The organism is Micromonospora sp. B006 (assembly GCF_003408515.1).
Taxonomy (GTDB): domain Bacteria; phylum Actinomycetota; class Actinomycetes; order Mycobacteriales; family Micromonosporaceae; genus Micromonospora; species Micromonospora echinospora_A.
Genome location: NZ_CP030865.1, coordinates 1,534,234 through 1,551,592, shown reverse-complemented (window position 1 = coordinate 1,551,592; position 17,359 = coordinate 1,534,234). Strand labels below are relative to the sequence as shown.

18 protein-coding genes are annotated in these 17,359 nt (G+C 73.6%); 4 read left to right on the top strand and 14 right to left on the bottom strand.

From position 1 onward, the window contains the following. Nucleotides 1-26: 26 nt before the first annotated feature. Nucleotides 27-620 carry a GNAT family N-acetyltransferase gene (locus tag MicB006_RS07505; RefSeq protein ID WP_116504808.1) on the top strand — a complete coding sequence of 198 codons (594 nt, stop codon included), beginning with the start codon at nucleotides 27-29 and terminating at the stop codon, nucleotides 618-620. 167 nt (nucleotides 621-787) lie between these two features. Here the strand turns inward: MicB006_RS07505 and MicB006_RS07500 are convergent, their stop codons facing one another. The 7 genes from MicB006_RS07500 to truB all read right to left on the bottom strand — a co-directional run bounded on the left by MicB006_RS07500 (nucleotide 788) and on the right by truB (nucleotide 8,570). After that, nucleotides 788-1,258, bottom strand: a complete 471-nt coding sequence (locus MicB006_RS07500; protein ID WP_116504806.1) for a GNAT family N-acetyltransferase — start codon at nucleotides 1,256-1,258, stop codon at nucleotides 788-790. Between the two features lie 84 nt (nucleotides 1,259-1,342). Next, nucleotides 1,343-2,104 carry a 4-hydroxy-tetrahydrodipicolinate reductase gene (gene dapB, locus MicB006_RS07495; RefSeq protein WP_116504804.1) on the bottom strand — a complete coding sequence of 254 codons (762 nt, stop codon included), beginning with the start codon at nucleotides 2,102-2,104 and terminating at the stop codon, nucleotides 1,343-1,345. Nucleotides 2,105-2,158: 54 nt separating this feature from the next. Beyond that, complete coding sequence (locus MicB006_RS07490) at nucleotides 2,159-3,532, bottom strand: pitrilysin family protein (RefSeq protein WP_116504802.1); 1,374 nt, start codon at nucleotides 3,530-3,532, stop codon at nucleotides 2,159-2,161. 121 nt (nucleotides 3,533-3,653) lie between these two features. Then, entirely contained in the window at nucleotides 3,654-6,056 is a 2,403-nt protein-coding gene (locus MicB006_RS07485) for a polyribonucleotide nucleotidyltransferase (protein WP_116504801.1), read from the bottom strand. Between the two features lie 220 nt (nucleotides 6,057-6,276). After that, the gene (gene rpsO, locus MicB006_RS07480; protein WP_013284678.1) at nucleotides 6,277-6,546 is read right to left on the bottom strand and encodes a 30S ribosomal protein S15; all 270 of its coding nucleotides are present in this window, start codon (nucleotides 6,544-6,546) and stop codon (nucleotides 6,277-6,279) included. Between the two features lie 181 nt (nucleotides 6,547-6,727). Further along, entirely contained in the window at nucleotides 6,728-7,654 is a 927-nt protein-coding gene (locus MicB006_RS07475; RefSeq protein WP_116504799.1) for a bifunctional riboflavin kinase/FAD synthetase, read from the bottom strand. Between the two features lie 31 nt (nucleotides 7,655-7,685). After that, nucleotides 7,686-8,570 (bottom strand): tRNA pseudouridine(55) synthase TruB, encoded by an 885-nt coding sequence (gene truB / locus MicB006_RS07470; protein WP_116511236.1) that lies wholly within the window; start codon nucleotides 8,568-8,570, stop codon nucleotides 7,686-7,688. Between the two features lie 108 nt (nucleotides 8,571-8,678). Between truB and MicB006_RS07465 the strand changes: the two genes are divergently transcribed. The 3 genes from MicB006_RS07465 to MicB006_RS07455 all read left to right on the top strand — a co-directional run bounded on the left by MicB006_RS07465 (nucleotide 8,679) and on the right by MicB006_RS07455 (nucleotide 11,038). Further along, entirely contained in the window at nucleotides 8,679-9,674 is a 996-nt protein-coding gene (locus tag MicB006_RS07465) for a hypothetical protein (protein ID WP_116504797.1), read from the top strand. A gap of 40 nt (nucleotides 9,675-9,714) precedes the next feature. Continuing rightward, the gene (locus MicB006_RS07460) at nucleotides 9,715-10,014 is read left to right on the top strand and encodes a hypothetical protein (protein WP_116504795.1); all 300 of its coding nucleotides are present in this window, start codon (nucleotides 9,715-9,717) and stop codon (nucleotides 10,012-10,014) included. Nucleotides 10,015-10,099: 85 nt separating this feature from the next. Further along, the gene (locus MicB006_RS07455) at nucleotides 10,100-11,038 is read left to right on the top strand and encodes a hypothetical protein (protein WP_116504793.1); all 939 of its coding nucleotides are present in this window, start codon (nucleotides 10,100-10,102) and stop codon (nucleotides 11,036-11,038) included. A gap of 6 nt (nucleotides 11,039-11,044) precedes the next feature. Here MicB006_RS07455 and MicB006_RS07450 read toward each other — a convergent pair whose 3' ends face one another. From MicB006_RS07450 to MicB006_RS07415, 7 genes are all read right to left on the bottom strand, one after another. After that, the gene (locus MicB006_RS07450; RefSeq protein WP_116504792.1) at nucleotides 11,045-12,367 is read right to left on the bottom strand and encodes an MATE family efflux transporter; all 1,323 of its coding nucleotides are present in this window, start codon (nucleotides 12,365-12,367) and stop codon (nucleotides 11,045-11,047) included. 1,095 nt (nucleotides 12,368-13,462) lie between these two features. Continuing rightward, a complete protein-coding gene (locus tag MicB006_RS07440) occupies nucleotides 13,463-13,672 on the bottom strand; it encodes a DUF6186 family protein (RefSeq protein ID WP_175438725.1) in 210 nt (69 codons plus the stop codon). Then, entirely contained in the window at nucleotides 13,672-14,079 is a 408-nt protein-coding gene (locus MicB006_RS07435; protein WP_116504790.1) for a hypothetical protein, read from the bottom strand. The genes MicB006_RS07440 and MicB006_RS07435 overlap by 1 nt, the downstream gene beginning before the upstream one ends. Before the next feature lie 136 nt (nucleotides 14,080-14,215). Continuing rightward, entirely contained in the window at nucleotides 14,216-15,262 is a 1,047-nt protein-coding gene (locus MicB006_RS07430) for a bifunctional oligoribonuclease/PAP phosphatase NrnA (RefSeq protein ID WP_116504789.1), read from the bottom strand. Beyond that, nucleotides 15,259-15,744 carry a 30S ribosome-binding factor RbfA gene (rbfA, locus tag MicB006_RS07425; protein ID WP_116504787.1) on the bottom strand — a complete coding sequence of 162 codons (486 nt, stop codon included), beginning with the start codon at nucleotides 15,742-15,744 and terminating at the stop codon, nucleotides 15,259-15,261. The genes MicB006_RS07430 and rbfA overlap by 4 nt, the downstream gene beginning before the upstream one ends. A gap of 181 nt (nucleotides 15,745-15,925) precedes the next feature. Beyond that, complete coding sequence (locus MicB006_RS07420) at nucleotides 15,926-16,219, bottom strand: DUF503 domain-containing protein (protein ID WP_116504785.1); 294 nt, start codon at nucleotides 16,217-16,219, stop codon at nucleotides 15,926-15,928. Nucleotides 16,220-16,260: 41 nt separating this feature from the next. Beyond that, nucleotides 16,261-17,304 (bottom strand): TRM11 family methyltransferase, encoded by a 1,044-nt coding sequence (locus MicB006_RS07415; RefSeq protein ID WP_116504783.1) that lies wholly within the window; start codon nucleotides 17,302-17,304, stop codon nucleotides 16,261-16,263. Between the last annotated feature and the right edge of the window lie 55 nt (nucleotides 17,305-17,359).

The following is a 17,359-nucleotide window of genomic DNA, read 5'->3' as shown; positions in this document are numbered from 1 at the left end:
CCTCGCCCTGCGTAGGCTCACGTGCCATGGCTGCAGGCTACGTCCGGCCCGCGCGTCCCGAGGACGCCGGCGAGATCGCACGCGTCCAGCTCGCGACCTGGCGGGTCGCGTACCGCCGGATCCTGCCCCGGCACGTGCTCGACAACCTGGACGAGGCGTACCTCGCCCGGCAGTGGAGCGCCGCGGTGCAGGAGCCGCCCTCGGGCGCGCACCGGGTGCTGGTCGCCGTCGAACAGGCGGCGCAATCCTATCTGGTGGGGTTCATCGCCTCCGGTCCGGCCGACGCCGAGGCGCTCGCTCCCGGCGAGCCGGCCGACGCGCTCGCGTCGGGCGTCGCGGCGGTGACCGATCTGCTGGTGGAGCCCCGGTGGGGGCGACGCGGGCACGGCAGCCGGCTGCTCGCCGCGGCGGTCGAGCACTGGCGCGCCGACGGCCTGACCCGGGCGGTGGCGTGGGCGTTCGACGCCGACACGGCGACCCGCGACTTCCTCGGCTCGACCGGCTGGGAGGCGGACGGCGCGACCCGCGCGCTGGACGTGGACGACATGCTCGTCCCCCAGCTCCGCTTCCACGTCGCAGTCCCGGAATCCGCCGAGGAAAATCCTTCAGCCGACCGATGAGTTCCCGCCCGGCCGCCGGTCCACCCTCGCGTGGGTGGGCCGGCGGTCCCGGCACGGGGCAGGACCGCCACCCCACCCGCCCCGATGCGGTCGATCATGAAGTTGGCGGCAGCCAGGGAGATCGAAAACGCCGCCAACCTCATGATCAACGGGGTTGGCGGCGGGGGTCAGGCCGGGGGGCGGAGTTCGGCTACCAGCTCGTCGTCCTCCATGGCGCCGGTGGGGTGGAAGCCCAGTGCGGTGTAGAGGGCGGCGGCGGGCTTGTTGTCGGGGTGGTAGCTCAGGCGGATCGGCTCGCCCGCCTCGGCGAGCCAGTCGGCGAGCGTCCGCACGGTCGCGCGGCCCAGGCCACGGCCCTGCTCGGCGGCGTCGATGACCATGCCGCCGATCCAGCGCGACCCGTCGTCGTCCACGCCCCACATGACGTGCCCGACGACAGTTTCGTCGGCGTAGACGGCCAGCGAGTTCCAGACGTCCGAGCGCTCGGTGAGCAGCAGGTAGCGGGCGGCCAGCGCGGCCGCGAAGGCACGCTGGTCGTCACGCGGGGCGACGTCCGCGACGGCCCGCCAGTTGTCGTCGTCCACCGGCCGCAGCGTCACCCGGCGGCCGGTGCGGTCGGAATGCCCGGAATCGATCATGGAGAGCAGCCTAGGTCGCCGCCCCCGAGCAGGCAAAATGGTTTCCCGCTGCGGGCGGAACGACAGCGCCGCGCCCGCCACGGGTCAGTCGAGCAGGGCGTCCAGGCCGACTGTGAGACCGGGCCGGCGGCCCACCTCGCGGACCGCGAGCAGCACGCCGGGCATGAACGACACCCGGTCGTACGAGTCGTGCCGGATGGTCAGCGTCTCACCCGTGGTGCCGAACAGCACCTCCTGGTGGGCGACCAGGCCGGTGGCGCGTACCGCGTGCACGCGTACCCCGTCGATGTCGGCGCCGCGGGCGCCGGCCACCTCGTCACGGGTGGCGTCCGGCGCGGGCCCGAGGCCGGCGTCGGCGCGGGCCGCGGCGATCAGCCGGGCGGTGTGGGTGGCGGTGCCGCTCGGCGCGTCCAGCTTGCGCGGGTGGTGCTGCTCGACGATCTCCACCGACTCGAAGTGCCGGGCCGCGCGCGCGGCGAACTGCATCATCAGCACCGCGCCGATGCCGAAGTTCGGGGCGATCACCACGCCCACGCCGGGCCGCCCGGACAGCCACTCGCGCACCTGGGCGAGCCGCTGCTCGGTGAAGCCGGTGGTGCCGACCACCGCGTGCACGCCGTTCTCGACGCACCAGCGCAGGTTGTCCATGACCGCGTCGGGGGTGGTGAAGTCGACGACCACCTCGGCGCCCGCCTGCGCCACGGTGGCCAGGTCGTCACCCTGGTCGACGGCCGCCACCAGCTCCAGGTCGGCGGCGGAGTCGACCGCCTTGCAGACCTCCATGCCCATCCGGCCCCGGGCACCCAGCACACCGACCCGGGCCACCGTGTTCTGCTGCTCAGTCACGGGCCACAACCTATCCCAGCGCCCGGCACGCGGTCCGGCGGACCGGTACGGCGCTCAGCCCGTGACCGTGAAACTGCCGGAGTCGAACGGGCCGACCACGGCGAGGGACATCGGCCGGCCGAGCAGCTCGGCGGCGAGCGTGTTCACGTCCGCCAGCGTCACCGCGTCCACCCGGGCCAGCAGGTCGTCCACCGGCATCAGGTTGCCGTAGAGCAGCTCGCCCTTGGCCAGCCGGCTCATCCGCGAGCCGGTGTCCTCCAGCCCGAGCACGAACGAGCCCTTGCTCATCCCCTTGCCCCGGGCCAGTTCCGCCTCGGTGATCCCCTCGGCGGCCACCCGCGCCAGCTCGGCGCGGGTCAGGTGCAGCACCTCGTCCACCTTGCCCGGAGCACAACCGGCGTAGACGGCGAACACGCCGCTGTCGGCGTACTGGCTGGCGTAGGAGTAGACCGAGTACGCGAGGCCGCGCTGCTCCCGGATCTCCTGGAACAGCCGGCTGGACATGCCGCCGCCGAGCACGTTGTTCAGTACGCCGAGGGCGAAGCGCCGCTCGTCGGTGCGGTCGATAGCCGGGCAGCCGAGCACGACGTGCGCCTGCTCGGTCTCCTTCGGCTCGACGAGCGTGGTGGCCGGCTTGGTGCGTACCGCCGGGGTGGCCGGGCGGTGCGTCGCCGGCCCCGCCGGGTCGGTGTCCAGCGGGGTGCCGCGCACCGCCTGCCGGACCAGCTTGACCACTGTCGCGTGGTCGAGGTTGCCGGCGGCGGCGATCACGATCTGCGGCGCGGTGTAGCGGCGGCGGTAGAAGCCCTGGATCTGCCGCCGGGTCATCGGCGTGACCGTCTCCTCGGTGCCGGAGATGAGCCGGCCCAGCGGGTGGTCGCCGTAGACGGCGCGGGCGAACAGGTCGTGCACCTCGTCGCCGGGCTCGTCGTCGTGCATGGCGATCTCTTCGAGGATGACGCCGCGCTCGGTCTCCACGTCGGCGGCGGTCAGCACCGAGTCGGCGACCAGGTCGCACATCACGTCGATGGCCAGCGGCAGGTCCTCGTCCAGCACCCGCGCGTAGTAGCAGGTGTATTCCTTCGTGGTGAAGGCGTTGGTCTCGCCGCCCACCGCCTCGATCTGGGACGAGATCTCCAGCGCGCTGCGCTTGTTTGTGCCCTTGAACAGCAGGTGCTCCAGGAAGTGCGCGGCGCCGGCCTGCGGACCGGTCTCGTCGCGCGAGCCGACCGCCACCCAGATGCCGAACGACACGCTGCGCATCGCCGGGATCGCCTCGGTGAGCACCCGCAGCCCGCTGGGCAGCACGGTACGGCGGACGGTGCCGCCGAGCGGGTCGTCGCTGAGCGTCCGGGTGACCGCGCGGGCCGCTGCGCCGGGTCCGGTCGGTGCCGTCCCCCGTCCCGTGGAGGCGACTGACGAACTCACGAGAACCTGCTCTCCGGGTGACGAGGAACGGCGGGACGTACGACGGCTCCAGTTCGCGCAGGCGACCTGGAGCCGTGGTCCGGCCCGGGTGACGCGGACGTCACCCGGGCCGGTCGGTGGATCAGCTGTGCCGGGTCCGGCGACGCGGACGGGAGTCGCCGCCGCCCTCGCCACCCTCGGAGCGGCGCTCGCCACCCTCGGAACGGCGCTCGCCACCCTCGGAGCGGCGCTCGCCACGCTCCCCGCCCCGGTCGCCGCGGTCACGCGGGCCACGGTCGCCGCCGCGGTCCCGGCCGCCCGACGGACGGTCGCCACCGGCGGCCTCACCGGCGGCCGGCGCCTCGGCGCCCTCCGGACGGATCTTGTCCAGGTAGATCTTGCCGCGGGCGTCGATGTCCGCGATCTCCACCTCGACCTTGTCGCCGACGTTGAGGAAGTCCTCGACCTTCTCGACCCGCTTGCCGTCGCCCACCTTGGAGATGTGCAGCAGGCCGTCGCGGCCGGGCAGCAGCGAGATGAAGGCGCCGAACGCGGCGGTCTTCACCACGGTGCCGAGGAACCGCTCGCCGACCTTGGGCAGCGTCGGGTTGGCGATCCCGTTGATCCGGTCCACAGCGGCCTGGGCCGCCGGCCCGTTGGTCGCGCCGACGTAGATCGTGCCGTCGTCCTCGATGGAGATCTCGGCGCCGGTCTCGTCCTGGATCGCGTTGATGGTCTGGCCCTTCGGGCCGATCACCATGCCGATCTTGTCGACCGGGATCTTCACGGTGGTGACCCGCGGCGCGTAGTCCGACATCTCGGCCGGCGCCTCGATGGCCCGCTGCATCACGTCGAGGATGGTCTGCCGGGCCTCGTGCGCCTGCTGGAGCGCGGCGGCCAGCACGTCCGACGGGATGCCGTCCAGCTTGGTGTCGAGCTGGAGCGCGGTGACGAAGTCCCGGGTGCCGGCGACCTTGAAGTCCATGTCGCCGAACGCGTCCTCGGCGCCGAGGATGTCGGTCAGCGTCACGTACTGGGTCTTGCCGTCGACCTCGTCGGAGATGAGGCCCATGGCGATGCCGGCGACCGGCGCCTTCAGCGGCACACCGGCCGAGAGCAGGCCCAGCGTCGAGGCGCAGACCGAACCCATCGAGGTGGAGCCGTTGGAGCTGAGCGCCTCGGAGACCTGCCGGATGGCGTAGGGGAACTCCTCGCGCGAGGGCAGCACCGGGAGGAGCGCCCGCTCGGCGAGCGCGCCGTGGCCGATCTCGCGCCGCTTCGGCGAGCCGACCCGGCCGGTCTCACCGGTCGAGTACGGCGGGAAGTTGTAGTTGTGCATGTAGCGCTTGCGGTTCTCCGGGGACAGCGTGTCCACCATCTGCTCCATGCGCAGCATGTTCAGCGTGGTGACGCCCAGAATCTGGGTCTCGCCGCGCTCGAACAGCGCCGAGCCGTGCACCCGCGGCAGCACGCCGACCTCGGCGGACAGCGGACGGATGTCACGCGGGCCGCGGCCGTCGATGCGGACCTGCTCGCGCAGCACCCGGTTGCGGACCTCGGACTTGGTCAGCGAACGGAACGCGGCGGACAGCTCCTTCTCGCGACCCTCGAACCGACCGGTCAGCTGCTCGGCGACCTTGGCCTTGATGCGGTCCAGGGCCTCCTCGCGGTCGGCCTTGCCGGCGATCTTCAGCGCCTCGGCGACGTCGGCGCGGGCCACGTCGGCCACCGCGTCGTACGCGTCGTCGGAGTAGTCCAGGAAGACCGGGAACTCGGCGACCGGCTTGGCGGCCACCTCGGCCAGCTCGCTCTGCGCCCGGCACAGCTCACGGATGGCCGGCTTGGCGGCCTCCAGGCCGCTGGCCACGATCTCCTCGGTCGGCGCGGTGGCGCCGCCCGAGATCAGGGTCACCGCGTTCGGGGTGGCCTCGGCCTCGACCATCATGATCGCGACCTCGCCGTCGGCAAGGGTGCGGCCGGCCACGACCATGTCGAAGGTGGCCCGCTCCAGCTCCTCCAACGTCGGGAAGGCGACCCACTGGCCGTCGACGTGCGCGACCCGGGTCGCGCCGATCGGGCCGGAGAACGGCAGGCCGGAGAGCTTGGTCGACATCGACGCGGCGTTGATCGCCACCACGTCGTACGGGTGCTGCGGGTCGAGCGCCAGGACGGTCTCGACGACCTGGACCTCGTTGCGCAGGCCCTTGACGAACGACGGGCGCAGCGGCCGGTCGATCAGCCGGCAGGTGAGGATGGCGTCCTCGCTGGGCCGGCCCTCGCGGCGGAAGAACGAGCCGGGGATCCGGCCCGCGGCGTACATCCGCTCCTCGACGTCCACCGTCAGCGGGAAGAAGTCGAACGACTCGCGCGGCTGCTTGCCGGCCGTGGTCGCGGAGAGGACGACCGTCTCGCCGAGCTGGGCGACGACGGAGCCGGCGGCCTGGCGGGCCAGGCGGCCGGTGGAGAAGGTGATCTCGCGGGTGCCGAAGGCCCCGTTGTCGATCACCGCGGTGCGGGATTCGGTGCCGAGGTTGGTCTCGGTCATGTGCTGTGGTGCTCCTTCGCGTCGTCGGCCGACGACACGGGAACTGCTCAGGCGGCCGGTCTTCGATCGAAGCGCCCGGGGAGGCCGGCGTCGTGCCGGGGTTCCCGGGGGCCACTACCGGAGACCGGTGCTGACCGGCTCCCTCTTCGGGTGTCGCGCGGCCGGGTTCTTCGGTGGTACTGCAACGGGGGAGCAGCCAGGCGGCCACTCCCCCGTCAGGTCATCGGCGCAGGCCGAGCCGCTCGATGAGCGACCGGTAGCGGTTGATGTCCTTCTTCTGGACGTAGTTCAGCAGCCGGCGGCGCCGGCCGACCAGCAGCAGCAGCCCACGGCGGCTGTGGTGGTCGTGCTTGTGCACCTTCAGGTGCTCGGTGAGCTCCGCGATCCGCTTGGTCAGGACCGCGACCTGCACCTCGGGCGAGCCGGTGTCGCCCTCGGCGGTCGCGTACTCCTGGCGGATCTTGGCCTTGGCTTCCTGGTCGAGCGCCATGTTCTCCCTGTTTCGTGGGTCATTCGATGAGGTCCGGAGCGGTCGTGGTGACCGGTGCAACGGACCGGTTCCTCGCACCCGCGGCGTCGTGCAGGCACGCGAGGCCCCCGTCGGTCAGCCGACGTCTCCGCCAGCCTACCAGCCCTCGGCCCGGACGGCCGGTCAAGGTCGCCCACGCGGGTCAGGACACCGCCCGGCGGGTGCGCTCCACGTCCTCGGCCATCTGGGCCACCAGCGGCTCGATCGCGTCGTACGTCCGCTGCTCGCGCAGGTGCGCCACGAAGTCCAGGGCCAGCCGCTCGCCGTACAGGTCGCCGCTGAAGTCCAGCGCGTACGCCTCCACCCGCCGTTCCCGGCCGGAGAACGTCGGGTTCGTGCCGATCGACACCGCCGCCGCGAGCGGTTCGCCGTCGCGGCGCACCAGGCGGGCCGCGTACACCCCGTCGGCGGGCACCGCCGCGTGCCGGTGGGTCAGCAGGTTGGCGGTGGGGTAACCCAGCTCACGTCCGCGCTGGTCGCCGCGGACCACCACGCCCTCGACCCGGTGCGGGCGGCCGAGCGCCGCCGCCGCCGCGCCCACGTCGCCCGCGTCGACGCAGGACCTGATGTACGTGGAGGAGAAGACCGTCCCCGCCTCGGCGACGAGCGGCGCGCCCTCCACCGCGAAGCCGAAGGTACGGCCGAGCCGTTCCAGCAGCGGCACGTCCCCGGCCGCCCGGTGGCCGAACCGGAAGTTGTCGCCGACCACCACGAGCGCGGCGTGCAGGTGCTCGACCAGGACGTCGTGCACGAACGCCTCGGGTGGCAGCCGGGAGAACTCGACTGTGAACGGCACCACGCAGAGCACGTCCACGCCGAGCGCCTCGATCAGCTCGGCCTTGCGCGCCGGCTCGGTGAGCACCGCCGGGTGCGAGCCCGGGCGCACCACCTCGGCCGGGTGCGGGTCGAACGTCACCACCACCGACTTGACGCCCAGTTCCCGGGCGCGCGCCACGGTGTGCCCGATGGTGGCCTGGTGCCCCCGGTGCACGCCGTCGAAGACGCCGATGGTGACGACCGAGCGTCCCCAGCCGCCGGGCGCCGCCTCGTACCCCCGCCACCGCTGCATGCCGTTCCTCCCCTGTCCGCCCACGCGCCGTTCAGGCCGGGGCCAGCACGATCTCCGCGCGGGCCCGCCCGTCCCGCTCGCTGACGATAGCGATCAGCCCGCCCGCCGGGTCGAAGACCGCGTACGGCCCGGTGATCCCGGCCGGGGTCAGCGGCCCGCCGTGGGAGAGCACCCGGGTCTCGTCGGCGGTGGCGTCCCGGCGCGGGAAGAACCGCGCGGCGGCGGCGTCCAGCGGCAGGTTGACCACGTCCGGCGCGCGCTGCTCCAACTGGTCGAGCGTGGCCGCTTCGGCGAGCGTGAACCCGCCGACGGCGGTGCGGCGCAGCGCGGTGAGGTGACCGCCGACGCCCAGCGCGGCCCCCGCGTCGCGGGCCAGGGCCCGGATGTACGTCCCGGACGAGCAGGTCACGTCCACGTCCACATCCACCACGTCCGGGACGTCCCGGCGGATGGCCCGCACCTCCAGCCGGGAGACGGTGACCCGGCGGGCGGGCAGCTCGACCGTCTCGCCGTCGCGGACCCGCTTGTACGCCCGCTGACCATTGATCTTGATGGCGCTGACCGCGCTCGGCACCTGGTCGATCTCGCCGGTCAGGGCGGCCAGCGCGGCGCGTACCCCGTCGTCGGTGACCGCGCCGGCCGGGGTGATGGCGACCACCTCGCCCTCGGCGTCGTCGGTGACGGTGGACTGGCCCAGGCGGATCGTCGCGGCATAGCTCTTGCCGGCGCCGATCACGTACGTGAGCAGCCGGGTCGCCCGGCCCACCCCGATCACGAGGACGCCGGTGGCCATCGGGTCGAGCGTGCCGCCGTGGCCGACGCGGCGGGTACGCGCCAGCCGCCGGATGCGGGCCACGACGTCGTGCGACGTCATGCCGCCGGGCTTGTCGACCACGATCAGACCGTCTGTGCTCACGACCGCCAAGCCTGCCAGACGGCGCCGATCCTCCCTGCGGGGGATACCGCCCTGCTTCGGCGGGGTGTCAAGATCGTGCGCCCCCGCCCCGTCTGCCCGGGAAGTCCGATGACCGATCACCGCTCCGTCCCCGACCCCCACTCCGCCGACCGCCCGTCGGAGGACACGCTGGGACGGGTGCCCGAGTGGCTGCGCCAGCCCGCGCCCGAGGTCGAGCCGGGCTGCGGCGACCGCCTGCGGATCGCGCTCGGCGGGCACTCCGGCAAGCTGCTCGGCGGCGTGGTCGTGCTGGCGCTGCTCGCGTTCTTCGGGCTCGTCGGGGGCCTCGGCTACCAGGGCTTCCAGCGCTGGCGCGAGCCGGCCGCCGAACACCCGACGGTCAGCCTGCCGGTCGGCGAGCAGGCGTCCTCGTCGGCCTCGCCACCACCGGCCGCCGGCCCGTTCGACGGCACCCCGGCGGCCGGCTTCCCGGAGGGCGCGGCCGGGATCGCGCTGCCCCGGGCCAAGCGGACCGGCGCGTTCACCGAGAAGCAGGTGGCCGACACGCTGGCCAAGGTACGCAAGGCGCTGATCACCGCCCGGCTGGACCGCACGTTCTTCACCGCGAAGGACCCGGAACGGCTGGTCCGCCAGTTCGCCCCGGACGCGCGGGCCGGCGTACGCGACGACTTCCCCACCGGCGAGGCGGGCACCTACGCCACCCGGCTCGCCCCCGGCGCCCGGCTCACCGACGACCAGCCCCGGGTCAAGGGGCGGATCAGCTACCGGGCGACGAAGGACCGGGACGGCATCCGCATCCTGGAGGTGACCACGAACTTCGTCTGGGCGTACGCGTTCCCAACCACCAGCCCCACGCCGGGCGACGGCGTCGTGGTGGTCCACGACACGGTGAAGTGGAGCATGCCGCACCCGGCCGACGTGACCACCGCCTCCGCCGGGCTGTGGATCGAGCGTGCCGACTCGTACGCCTCCAACATCGACTGCGCCGCACTGGACAAGGGGCTGCTGGCGCTCGGCAAGCCCTCGTTCGGCGGGCCGGCCGACCCGGACCCGGACGCGGTCTTCGACCCGGACAAGACCGTCGACCTGCCGGACACCTGCTGACCCGCCCGCCTCACCACGCCACCCGCCGCAGGAGCCTCCGATGAGCGACGCCCCACCCCCGCCACCGCACCGCGCCCGGGTCGACCTGCCGGACTGGATGCGCAATCCGGAACCGCCCCGCCGCACCCTCGGCCGCCGCCTGTCCGGCCTGGTCGACGGCGTGCCGGCACTGGCGGCGGCGCGCCGCCGGATGTGGGCCTGGCAGGGCCGGACCCGGTTCGGCGAGCGGCACCCCACGGTGGCCGCGATCGGGTCGTTCGTGTTCGTCCTGGTGACCGCGACGCTGCTGGTCGTCGGCATGCTCTACCTCGCGTGGGCGATCCGGCAGGGGCGGATCTGACCGGCACGGAAACGGGACAGCGGGATCGGCGGCCGGGTGCAATGATCATGCGCCCCCAGCCCCTGCACCCCCTCTGGAACGCCGCATGAGCACCGAACCCGGGACCACCCCACCCGAGCCGGATCCCTACGCCGTCGCCTCCCGGGGCGAGGAGATCCAGCTGCCGAGCTGGATGACCGGCGCGGACGCGGACGTCCCGCTGACGCGTGCCGAGCGCTTCCGCATGGTCTGGTCCCGGCAGCGCGGCAAGCGCCACGTCGCCTTCGTGGTGGTGCTCGCCCTGGTGCTGATCGGCGGCACGGCCGTGCTCGGCCGGGTCACCGTCGACCGGGTACGGTCCGGCACCGCCGCGGCCTCGGCCGAGGCCAGCCCGTCTCCGGCTCCGCTCAGCCAGGTGGGCGAGCCGCGCGACCTGTTCGTGGGCACCGCCGGTGCGGACTTCGCGGTGGGTGAGGCCGGGATCGTCCTGCCGCCGGCCACGGCGCAGCCGCCGTTCACCGCCCGTGAGGTGGCCGCGGCGCTGACCCAGGTCCGGGCCGCGCTGGTCCAGGCCCGGCTCGCCCTGTCCATGCGCGTCGGTGACGCGGAGCCGTTCCTGGCGCTGCTGGCGCCGGACTCCCGCACCCGGTTGCGCCGGCACTTCGACGACCAGTCGTTCGTGCACTACGCCACCCGGATCGACTCCCAGGCCGACGTGGACGAGATCCGGGTCCGGGGCGAGACGAGCTACGAGGTGTTCACCGCCGAGGACGGCGAACCGAGCCTGCGGATCACCACCAAGTACGTCTGGATGTACGCGTTCGACATCCCGCGGACGACGCCGGGCCCGGCGGGGATCGCCAGCATCCGCGACCAGGTGGTCTGGGAGATCTTCCAGCCCGAGGATCTGCCGGCGACGCAACGCGGCCTCTGGCTGATCTCCGCGAAGTCGAGCACGAACAACGTCAACTGCTCCCGGCTGGCGGAGGGCTTCTTCGTGGTCGAGCCGTGGATGGGCGGTCCCGGCTCGTTCAAGCCCTGCTGACCGGCGTCAGCGGACCGCGCCGACCACCGCCCACGCGCCCGAGCGCATCCGCAGCAGCAGGCCGGCCAGCCGCAGCACCACGAACAGCGTCAGCCCGGCCCAGATCCCGCCCAGCCCGAGTTCCAGCCCGTAGGCCAGCCAGATCGCCGGCAGGAATCCGCCGAACGCGCACACGATGGTGAGGTTGCGCAGGTAGCGCACGTCGCCCGCGCCGATCAGCACCCCGTCGAGCGCGAACACCACGCCGCCGATCGGCTGGAGCGCGACGAACCAGGGCCAGGCGGTCATGGCCTGCTCGCGTACCTGTGGATCGGAGCTGAACCACGACGGCACCACGCCGGCGCCGGCGGCGATCAGCACCGCGAACGCCACGCCGCACAGCCCGCCGAGCAGCGCGACGCGGCGGGCCAGGAACCGCGCGCCGGCCGCGTCGCCGGCGCCGAGCGCGGCGCCGACGAGCGACTGCGCGGCGATGGCGAGGGCGTCGAGCACCAGCACCGTGAAGAACCACAGTTGCAGGGCGATCTGGTGCGCGCCGACCGCGGCGGCGCCGAAGCGGGCCGCGACGGCTGTGGCGGACAGGAAGCTGGCCTGGAACGCGACACCACGCACCAGCAGGTCGCGGCTGAGCACGAGCTGCTGCCCGATCACGCGGGGCCGGGGCCGCAGCGAGACCCGCTCGTGCACCAGCGCGCCCGCGAACAGGACGCCGGAGAGCGTCTGCGCGATCGCGTTCGCCACCGCCGAGCCGACCAGCCCGAGCCCGGCCGGATAGACCAGCAGCGGGCAGAGCACCGCGGAGAGCAGGTTCGGGCCGAGCACGAACAGCAGCGGCCGGCGGGTGTCCTGGATGCCGCGCAGCCAGCCGTTGCCGGCGGCGGCGAGCAGCAGGCCGGGCGCGCCGAGCGCCGCGACCCGCAGCCATCCGGCGGCGGCGTCGGCCACCTCGCCCGGGCCGCCGACGAGGGTACGCGCCAGCGGGCCCCCGCCGATCCCGAGAGCGATCGCCACCAGCACTCCGGTTGCCAACGCGAGCCAGGACGCCTGCACGCCCTCGGCCACCGCGGCGGCCCGGTCCCCCGCCCCGAAGCGGCGGGCCGAGCGCCCGGTGGTGCCGTACGCGACGACGGTGCCGACCCACGCGGTGAGCGTCATGACGGTGCCGCCGACGGCGAGCGCGGCCAGCGGCACCCGGCCGAGATGACCGACCACCGCGGTGTCGACCAGGACGTAGAGCGGCTCGGCGGCCAGCACCACGAGGGCGGGCAGCGCGAGCGCGGCGATCCGCCGGGGTGTGGCGGCGGTGGCGGGGGCGGCAGTCGTGCTCATCGCCGCCGATCCTGGCACGCCCCCGGTAAGGTCCGCAAGGCAGGGGACTACTTACTTCGGCCAGGAACCGGGCCGTGTCACGGTGCCCGCGCAGACGGCGCACCGGCAGCCCGGGGGCGTGCCCGGACAGCGCGGCCAGCACCCGGGGTCGGGAGTCGCGAGGGTAACGCCATACGTAGGGCAGGAAGTCGAGATCGAGGCGCTCCGGGCAGCCCTCGGGCCGGTCGGAGCGGGGCGCGGCGCGATGTGCCCACCGGCGGCGGACGATCCGGACCAGGCAGCGCAGCCGGGAGGTGTCGCAGAGCACCAGCAGGTCGGCGCGGGGCAGCCGCAGGTCGAGCGTGCTCGCGTAGTTGCCGTCCATCACCCAGGCCGGGCGGGCGGCGAGCGCGGCCACCTCGGCGCGGAAGTCAGCCGGGGCGGACGCGGTCCAGCCGGGGCGCCAGTAGTGCCGGTCGAGGTGAATCAGCGGAAGGTCGAGTCGCCGGGCCAGTTCACCGGCGAGGGCCGTCTTGCCGGCACCGGAGGCGCCGACGACCAGGATGCGTCGCACCGGGCGACGGTAGCGCCGTCCGGCACGGCGGTCGGTCCCGAGCGGCGGTGACGTCGGCGTCGGGCCACGGGTGCGGCCCGGCCGGCGTCACCGCCGGACGGCGTACGTCACTGACGGGTGTCCATCGAGGTCTGCAGCGCGCGGCGCATCTGCTCGCGCGCCTCGTCGGTGGTGGTCTCGGTCTGCGGCTTGCGCTTGCTGGGCATGTGAGGTCCTTCCAGGGTGCGGACCACCGGGACACGGTGGCCCTACGGGCGCCCGGCGCTCCGGCTCGGCGCGACCACTGATCGCGCCGCGACGGGAGTCGTCGGCGGCTGAGCGCCCGGCAGCGGTCCGGGATCACCGGAGCGGCTCGCCTGGCAGCGGGAGCCCGGGTCGGTCTGACCCTGGAGGGAGGCGAGGCCGGGTGCGGCACCACCGCCCGTGACCAGCGCCGCGAAGCGCCGGTCCCGCACCCAAATTAACGTTCACTTTCCAGATGCTGCCCACTGTTCCCGAAATGCGGAAAGATCAACGTCATCGTCCCGGCCCGGCAGGGGCGGTCAGCGGGCCAGGAAGTGCCAGCCCAGCCACCACCAGAAACCGAACAGACCGATCCGCCCGACCGGCACCGGGCCCACCTCGTACCGCATCACGAAGGCGCAGACATCGGCCAGCGACGGGATCCGTGACCCCTCCCGGCGCGCCGCCCACTCGACGACCGCGAACAGCACGATCGAGACTCCGAACCCACCGATCGCCAGTGCCCGCATCATCGGCGCACCAGTCCCCAGAACGTGGACAGCCACGCGAACCAGGCCGCCGAGCGGATCACGCTGTCCTCCAGGAACGGATCGGCCAGCCGGGAGAGGGTGGGGAAGTCGTCACCCGCCGCCGCCATGAACGTCGCCCCCTCGAAGACCCCGAAGACTGTCACCGGCACCAGCCACCAGAGCGCGACCGACGGCAGCCGGCGCGGCGCCGGACGCCGGGGCACCCGGTTGCTCAGGCCGACCCAGATCAACCCTCCGCCGGTGGTGAGGATGTAGAGGTTGGCCGCGGTCGAGAAGGACGGAAGTTGACCGCCGACCAGGGACAGGCAGATCAGCACCGGCACGGAGACGACCGGCCGGTCCCAGGCCCGGGGCGCCTCGACGGTGAGCTCACGGGGATGATCCATCACCCGATTGTCCCCAGCGTCACGGACGGCGGAAAGGCTGGCACACCTCGTAATCGCTGGAAAAGCCGCCGATCAGCTCACACTATTGATCGCCGCCGCACCTCGGCGCGACGGAAATTTCGGCACAATTCCGCTTCTAAGGGGCTACCAGCGTCGCGGTGGCGAGTTCGGCGCGGATCCGTCCGACCAGCTCGTCGAGCGCGCCCCGCCCGGTGAAGCCGGCCGCGAACCGGTGCCCGCCACCACCCAGCGCCACCGCCACCGCGCTCACGTCCACCGCGCCCTTGCTGCGCAGCGACACCGCCCACTCGGCCTCGCCCGACTGCTTGATCACGCAGCTCACGTCCGCCTCCTCGGTGCACCGGACCGAGTCGATGAGCGCCTCGAGCACGTACGCCGGCTGGTCGTGGCGGGCCAGGTCGTCGTGGGTCGCGTACGTCCAGACGAGCCCGTGCCCGGCGGCGGCCGCCGGTTCCAGCGTGGCCCGGCCGAGCACCTCGCCGAAGAGGCGGACAGCGCCGAACGGGCGGGTGTCGAAGACCCGCCGGGAGATGTCGCCGGGCCGGATGCCGGTGGCCACCAGGCGGGCGGCCATCTCGTGCACGGCTGGCGTGGTCGCCTCGAAACGGAACGAGCCGGTGTCGGTGGTCAGCGCGACGTAGAGCCCGGTCGCCATCTCCGCGTCCAGCGTCACGCCGAGCCGGTCCAGCAGCTCCAGCGCGACCACCGAGGTGGCGGCGGCATGCGGGTCGACCAGGTTGATCCGGCCGAAGCCGGTGTTCGAGGCGTGGTGGTCCAGCACCAGCGACGCGCCGGCCGTGGCCAGCCGGCCCACCAGGTCGCCCAGCCGCGACTCGCTCGCCGCGTCGAAGCAGATCACCAGGTCGGGATCCGGGTACGCGTCGTCCTGCGGCACCAGCAGCTCCACGCCGGGCATCCAGCGGAACGGCTCGGGCACCTCGGCCGGGCCGGGGAACGTGGCCTGGAGATCGCGTACGCCGAGCCGGCGCAGCCCCAGCGCGAAGCCGAGCATGCTGCCCAGCGCGTCCCCGTCCGGGTTCACGTGGCAGATCAGCAGCACCCGCGCGTCGGCGGGAAGGTCACGTACCGCCGCGACGGCCGCCGCCCAGTCGGCCTCGACCGGGCCGGCCGGCGCGCGACCCATTGCCGCGACCTCGGTCACCGGCGGTCGCCGTCGCGCGGCTCGTCGTCGGCGGCCGGCTCGTCGTCGTCAGCGGCGTCCTCGTCGTCCTCGACCCGGTACGGCTGGGCGTCGCCCGCGTACGAGGCCCGGGCGGCCAGCCGCTGCACCTCGGCGTCGGCGCTACGCGCGGCCGTGAGCAGGTCGTCGATGTGCTTGACCTGGTCCTGCACGTCGTCGAGGACGAACGTCAGCGTCGGCGAGTGCCGCAGCCCGAGCGCCTTGCCGACGGTGCTGCGCAGCATGCCCCTGGCGCTCTCCAGCGCGGCCGCGGTGCTCGCCTGCGCCGCCGCGTCGCCGAGCACGGTGTAGAAGACGGTGGCGTCACGCAGGTCGGCGGTGATCCGGGCGTCGGTGATCGTGATCATGCCGAGCCGGGGGTCCTTGATCTGGCTGCGCACCACCGACGCGACGAGTTCCCGGATGCGCTCCGCGTGCCGGCGAACCTTTGCCTGATCCGTCATGTCCCCACCTCCGGGATCACCTGTACCGATGACGGCGCCGGATCGGCGTGCGACCCGGACCGTCGGCCGGAGACGGCGGGCGCGTCGGCGCCGCCGGGTCCGACCGCCCAACGCAGAAGAACACTACCCGCGTCCCACCGGACCTCACGCGGCACGGGCGGACTGCCGCGCGACGCGCCGTTCAGTCGTCCTCACCGTGCAGGCGACGGCGCACCGACAGCAGCTCGGTCTCCGGACGGGCGGCGACCAGGCGCTCGCAGGAGTCGAGCACCTCGCGGACGTGGGCCGGCTCGGCGGCCACCACGGCCACCGCGATCTCGGCCCGCCCGTGCAGGTCCAGCGCGCCGACCTCGGCGGCGGAGACCTCGAACTTGCGCAACGCGGCGACGATCGGCCGAACGTAGGACCGCTTGGCCTTCAGGGACCGGGAGTCACCCGGGAGCAACAGGTCGAACAGTGCGGTTCCGGTATACACGGCGAGCAACGGTACGCCTGCCGCGCACCCCGGGCACGCGATTAAGGCGCGACCGCCACCAGCACGTCCCGCTCGATCGCCTGGTCGACCCGGTGGGCGAAGTCACCGAAGCCGGGGCCGTCGAGCACCCGCAGACCGGCGTCGGCCAGCACCGCCTCCGCCTGCGCCCGGGGGGTCACGTGGGTGTTCCAGGACAGCCCCAGCGCCCCACCCGGGCGCAGCAGCTCCCGCCACACCGGCACGGCGGCGGTGAGCAGCTCCAGCGGGCTGCGGGACAACCCCTGACCGGTACGGCTGCCGTGCGCCACCCCGTACGGCGCGTCGGTGACGATCACGTCCGCGCAGCGGGGGCGCAACGCCTCGCGGGCCCGGGTGGTGTCGGTGTTCAGCACGGTGACCCGCTGGGTGGCCCCGGCCCGGTGCTCGTCCCGCGACGGCGCGAGCACCGCCTCGAACCGGCGGGCCACCAGCTTGCGGTCCCGGCGCACCGACGTCGACTCGGTGGTGTGCTTGAGCCGCTTGCGGCGCAGCCAGGTACGCAGGAACGCCGCGTACGCGTCCACGTCCTGGCTGTCGCGCTCGATGCCGATGCCGTCGTAGCCGTACATGAGCGCCTGGTTGAGCGTGGTGCCCCGGCCGCAGAGCGGGTCCAGCACCACCACCGGCCCGTCCAGCATCCGCGGCGCGGCGGCGGAGGCGAGCACCGTGACGTTGAGCAGCAGCCGGGTGAACTGCTCGTTGGTCTTGCCGGCGTACTTCGGGATGGTGATCAGGTCGGAGTCGTACCGGGCCAGCGGGCGCAGCGGCACCGGCCGCAGCAGGTCGTCGCCCACCCGCTCGAACAGCGCGTACGCCGCCGACAGGTTCGCCAGGTGGGCCACGTCCCGCTCGCCGAGCCCCGGTCCGGGGGCGGTGAACGTCAGGTACTCCACGCCGCCGATCCCGGTCACCTCCGCGTCGCCCGGTACGACGTCGAGCACGCCGGAGCCGGCGAACACGGCCAGTTCGGCGCGCGCCAGCCGGGCCGCCGCGTCGGCGTAGACGCGGTTGGCGGAGGGAGCGAGGAGCAGTGCGTACCGGATCACGCCGGAGATTGTCGCAGCCTGCGGAAACGGCGACGGCCGGGGCCCGAAGGCCCCG

Excerpts from the sequence above, each read along its gene's own strand:
- MicB006_RS07450 (WP_116504792.1), bottom strand. The coding sequence starts at position 12,367 with ATGAGCACGACTGCCGCCCCCGCCACCGCCGCCACACCCCGGCGGATC.
- MicB006_RS07505 (WP_116504808.1), top strand. The coding sequence starts at position 27 with ATGGCTGCAGGCTACGTCCGGCCCGCGCGTCCCGAGGACGCCGGCGAG.
- rpsO (WP_013284678.1), bottom strand. The coding sequence starts at position 6,546 with ATGGCGCTCGACCAGGAAGCCAAGGCCAAGATCCGCCAGGAGTACGCG.
- MicB006_RS07500 (WP_116504806.1), bottom strand. The coding sequence starts at position 1,258 with ATGATCGATTCCGGGCATTCCGACCGCACCGGCCGCCGGGTGACGCTG.
- MicB006_RS07460 (WP_116504795.1), top strand. The coding sequence starts at position 9,715 with ATGAGCGACGCCCCACCCCCGCCACCGCACCGCGCCCGGGTCGACCTG.
- MicB006_RS07440 (WP_175438725.1), bottom strand. The coding sequence starts at position 13,672 with ATGCGGGCACTGGCGATCGGTGGGTTCGGAGTCTCGATCGTGCTGTTC.
- MicB006_RS07475 (WP_116504799.1), bottom strand. The coding sequence starts at position 7,654 with ATGCAGCGGTGGCGGGGGTACGAGGCGGCGCCCGGCGGCTGGGGACGC.
- MicB006_RS07435 (WP_116504790.1), bottom strand. The coding sequence starts at position 14,079 with ATGGATCATCCCCGTGAGCTCACCGTCGAGGCGCCCCGGGCCTGGGAC.
- MicB006_RS07465 (WP_116504797.1), top strand. The coding sequence starts at position 8,679 with ATGACCGATCACCGCTCCGTCCCCGACCCCCACTCCGCCGACCGCCCG.
- rbfA (WP_116504787.1), bottom strand. The coding sequence starts at position 15,744 with ATGACGGATCAGGCAAAGGTTCGCCGGCACGCGGAGCGCATCCGGGAA.
- MicB006_RS07485 (WP_116504801.1), bottom strand. The coding sequence starts at position 6,056 with ATGACCGAGACCAACCTCGGCACCGAATCCCGCACCGCGGTGATCGAC.
- MicB006_RS07455 (WP_116504793.1), top strand. The coding sequence starts at position 10,100 with ATGAGCACCGAACCCGGGACCACCCCACCCGAGCCGGATCCCTACGCC.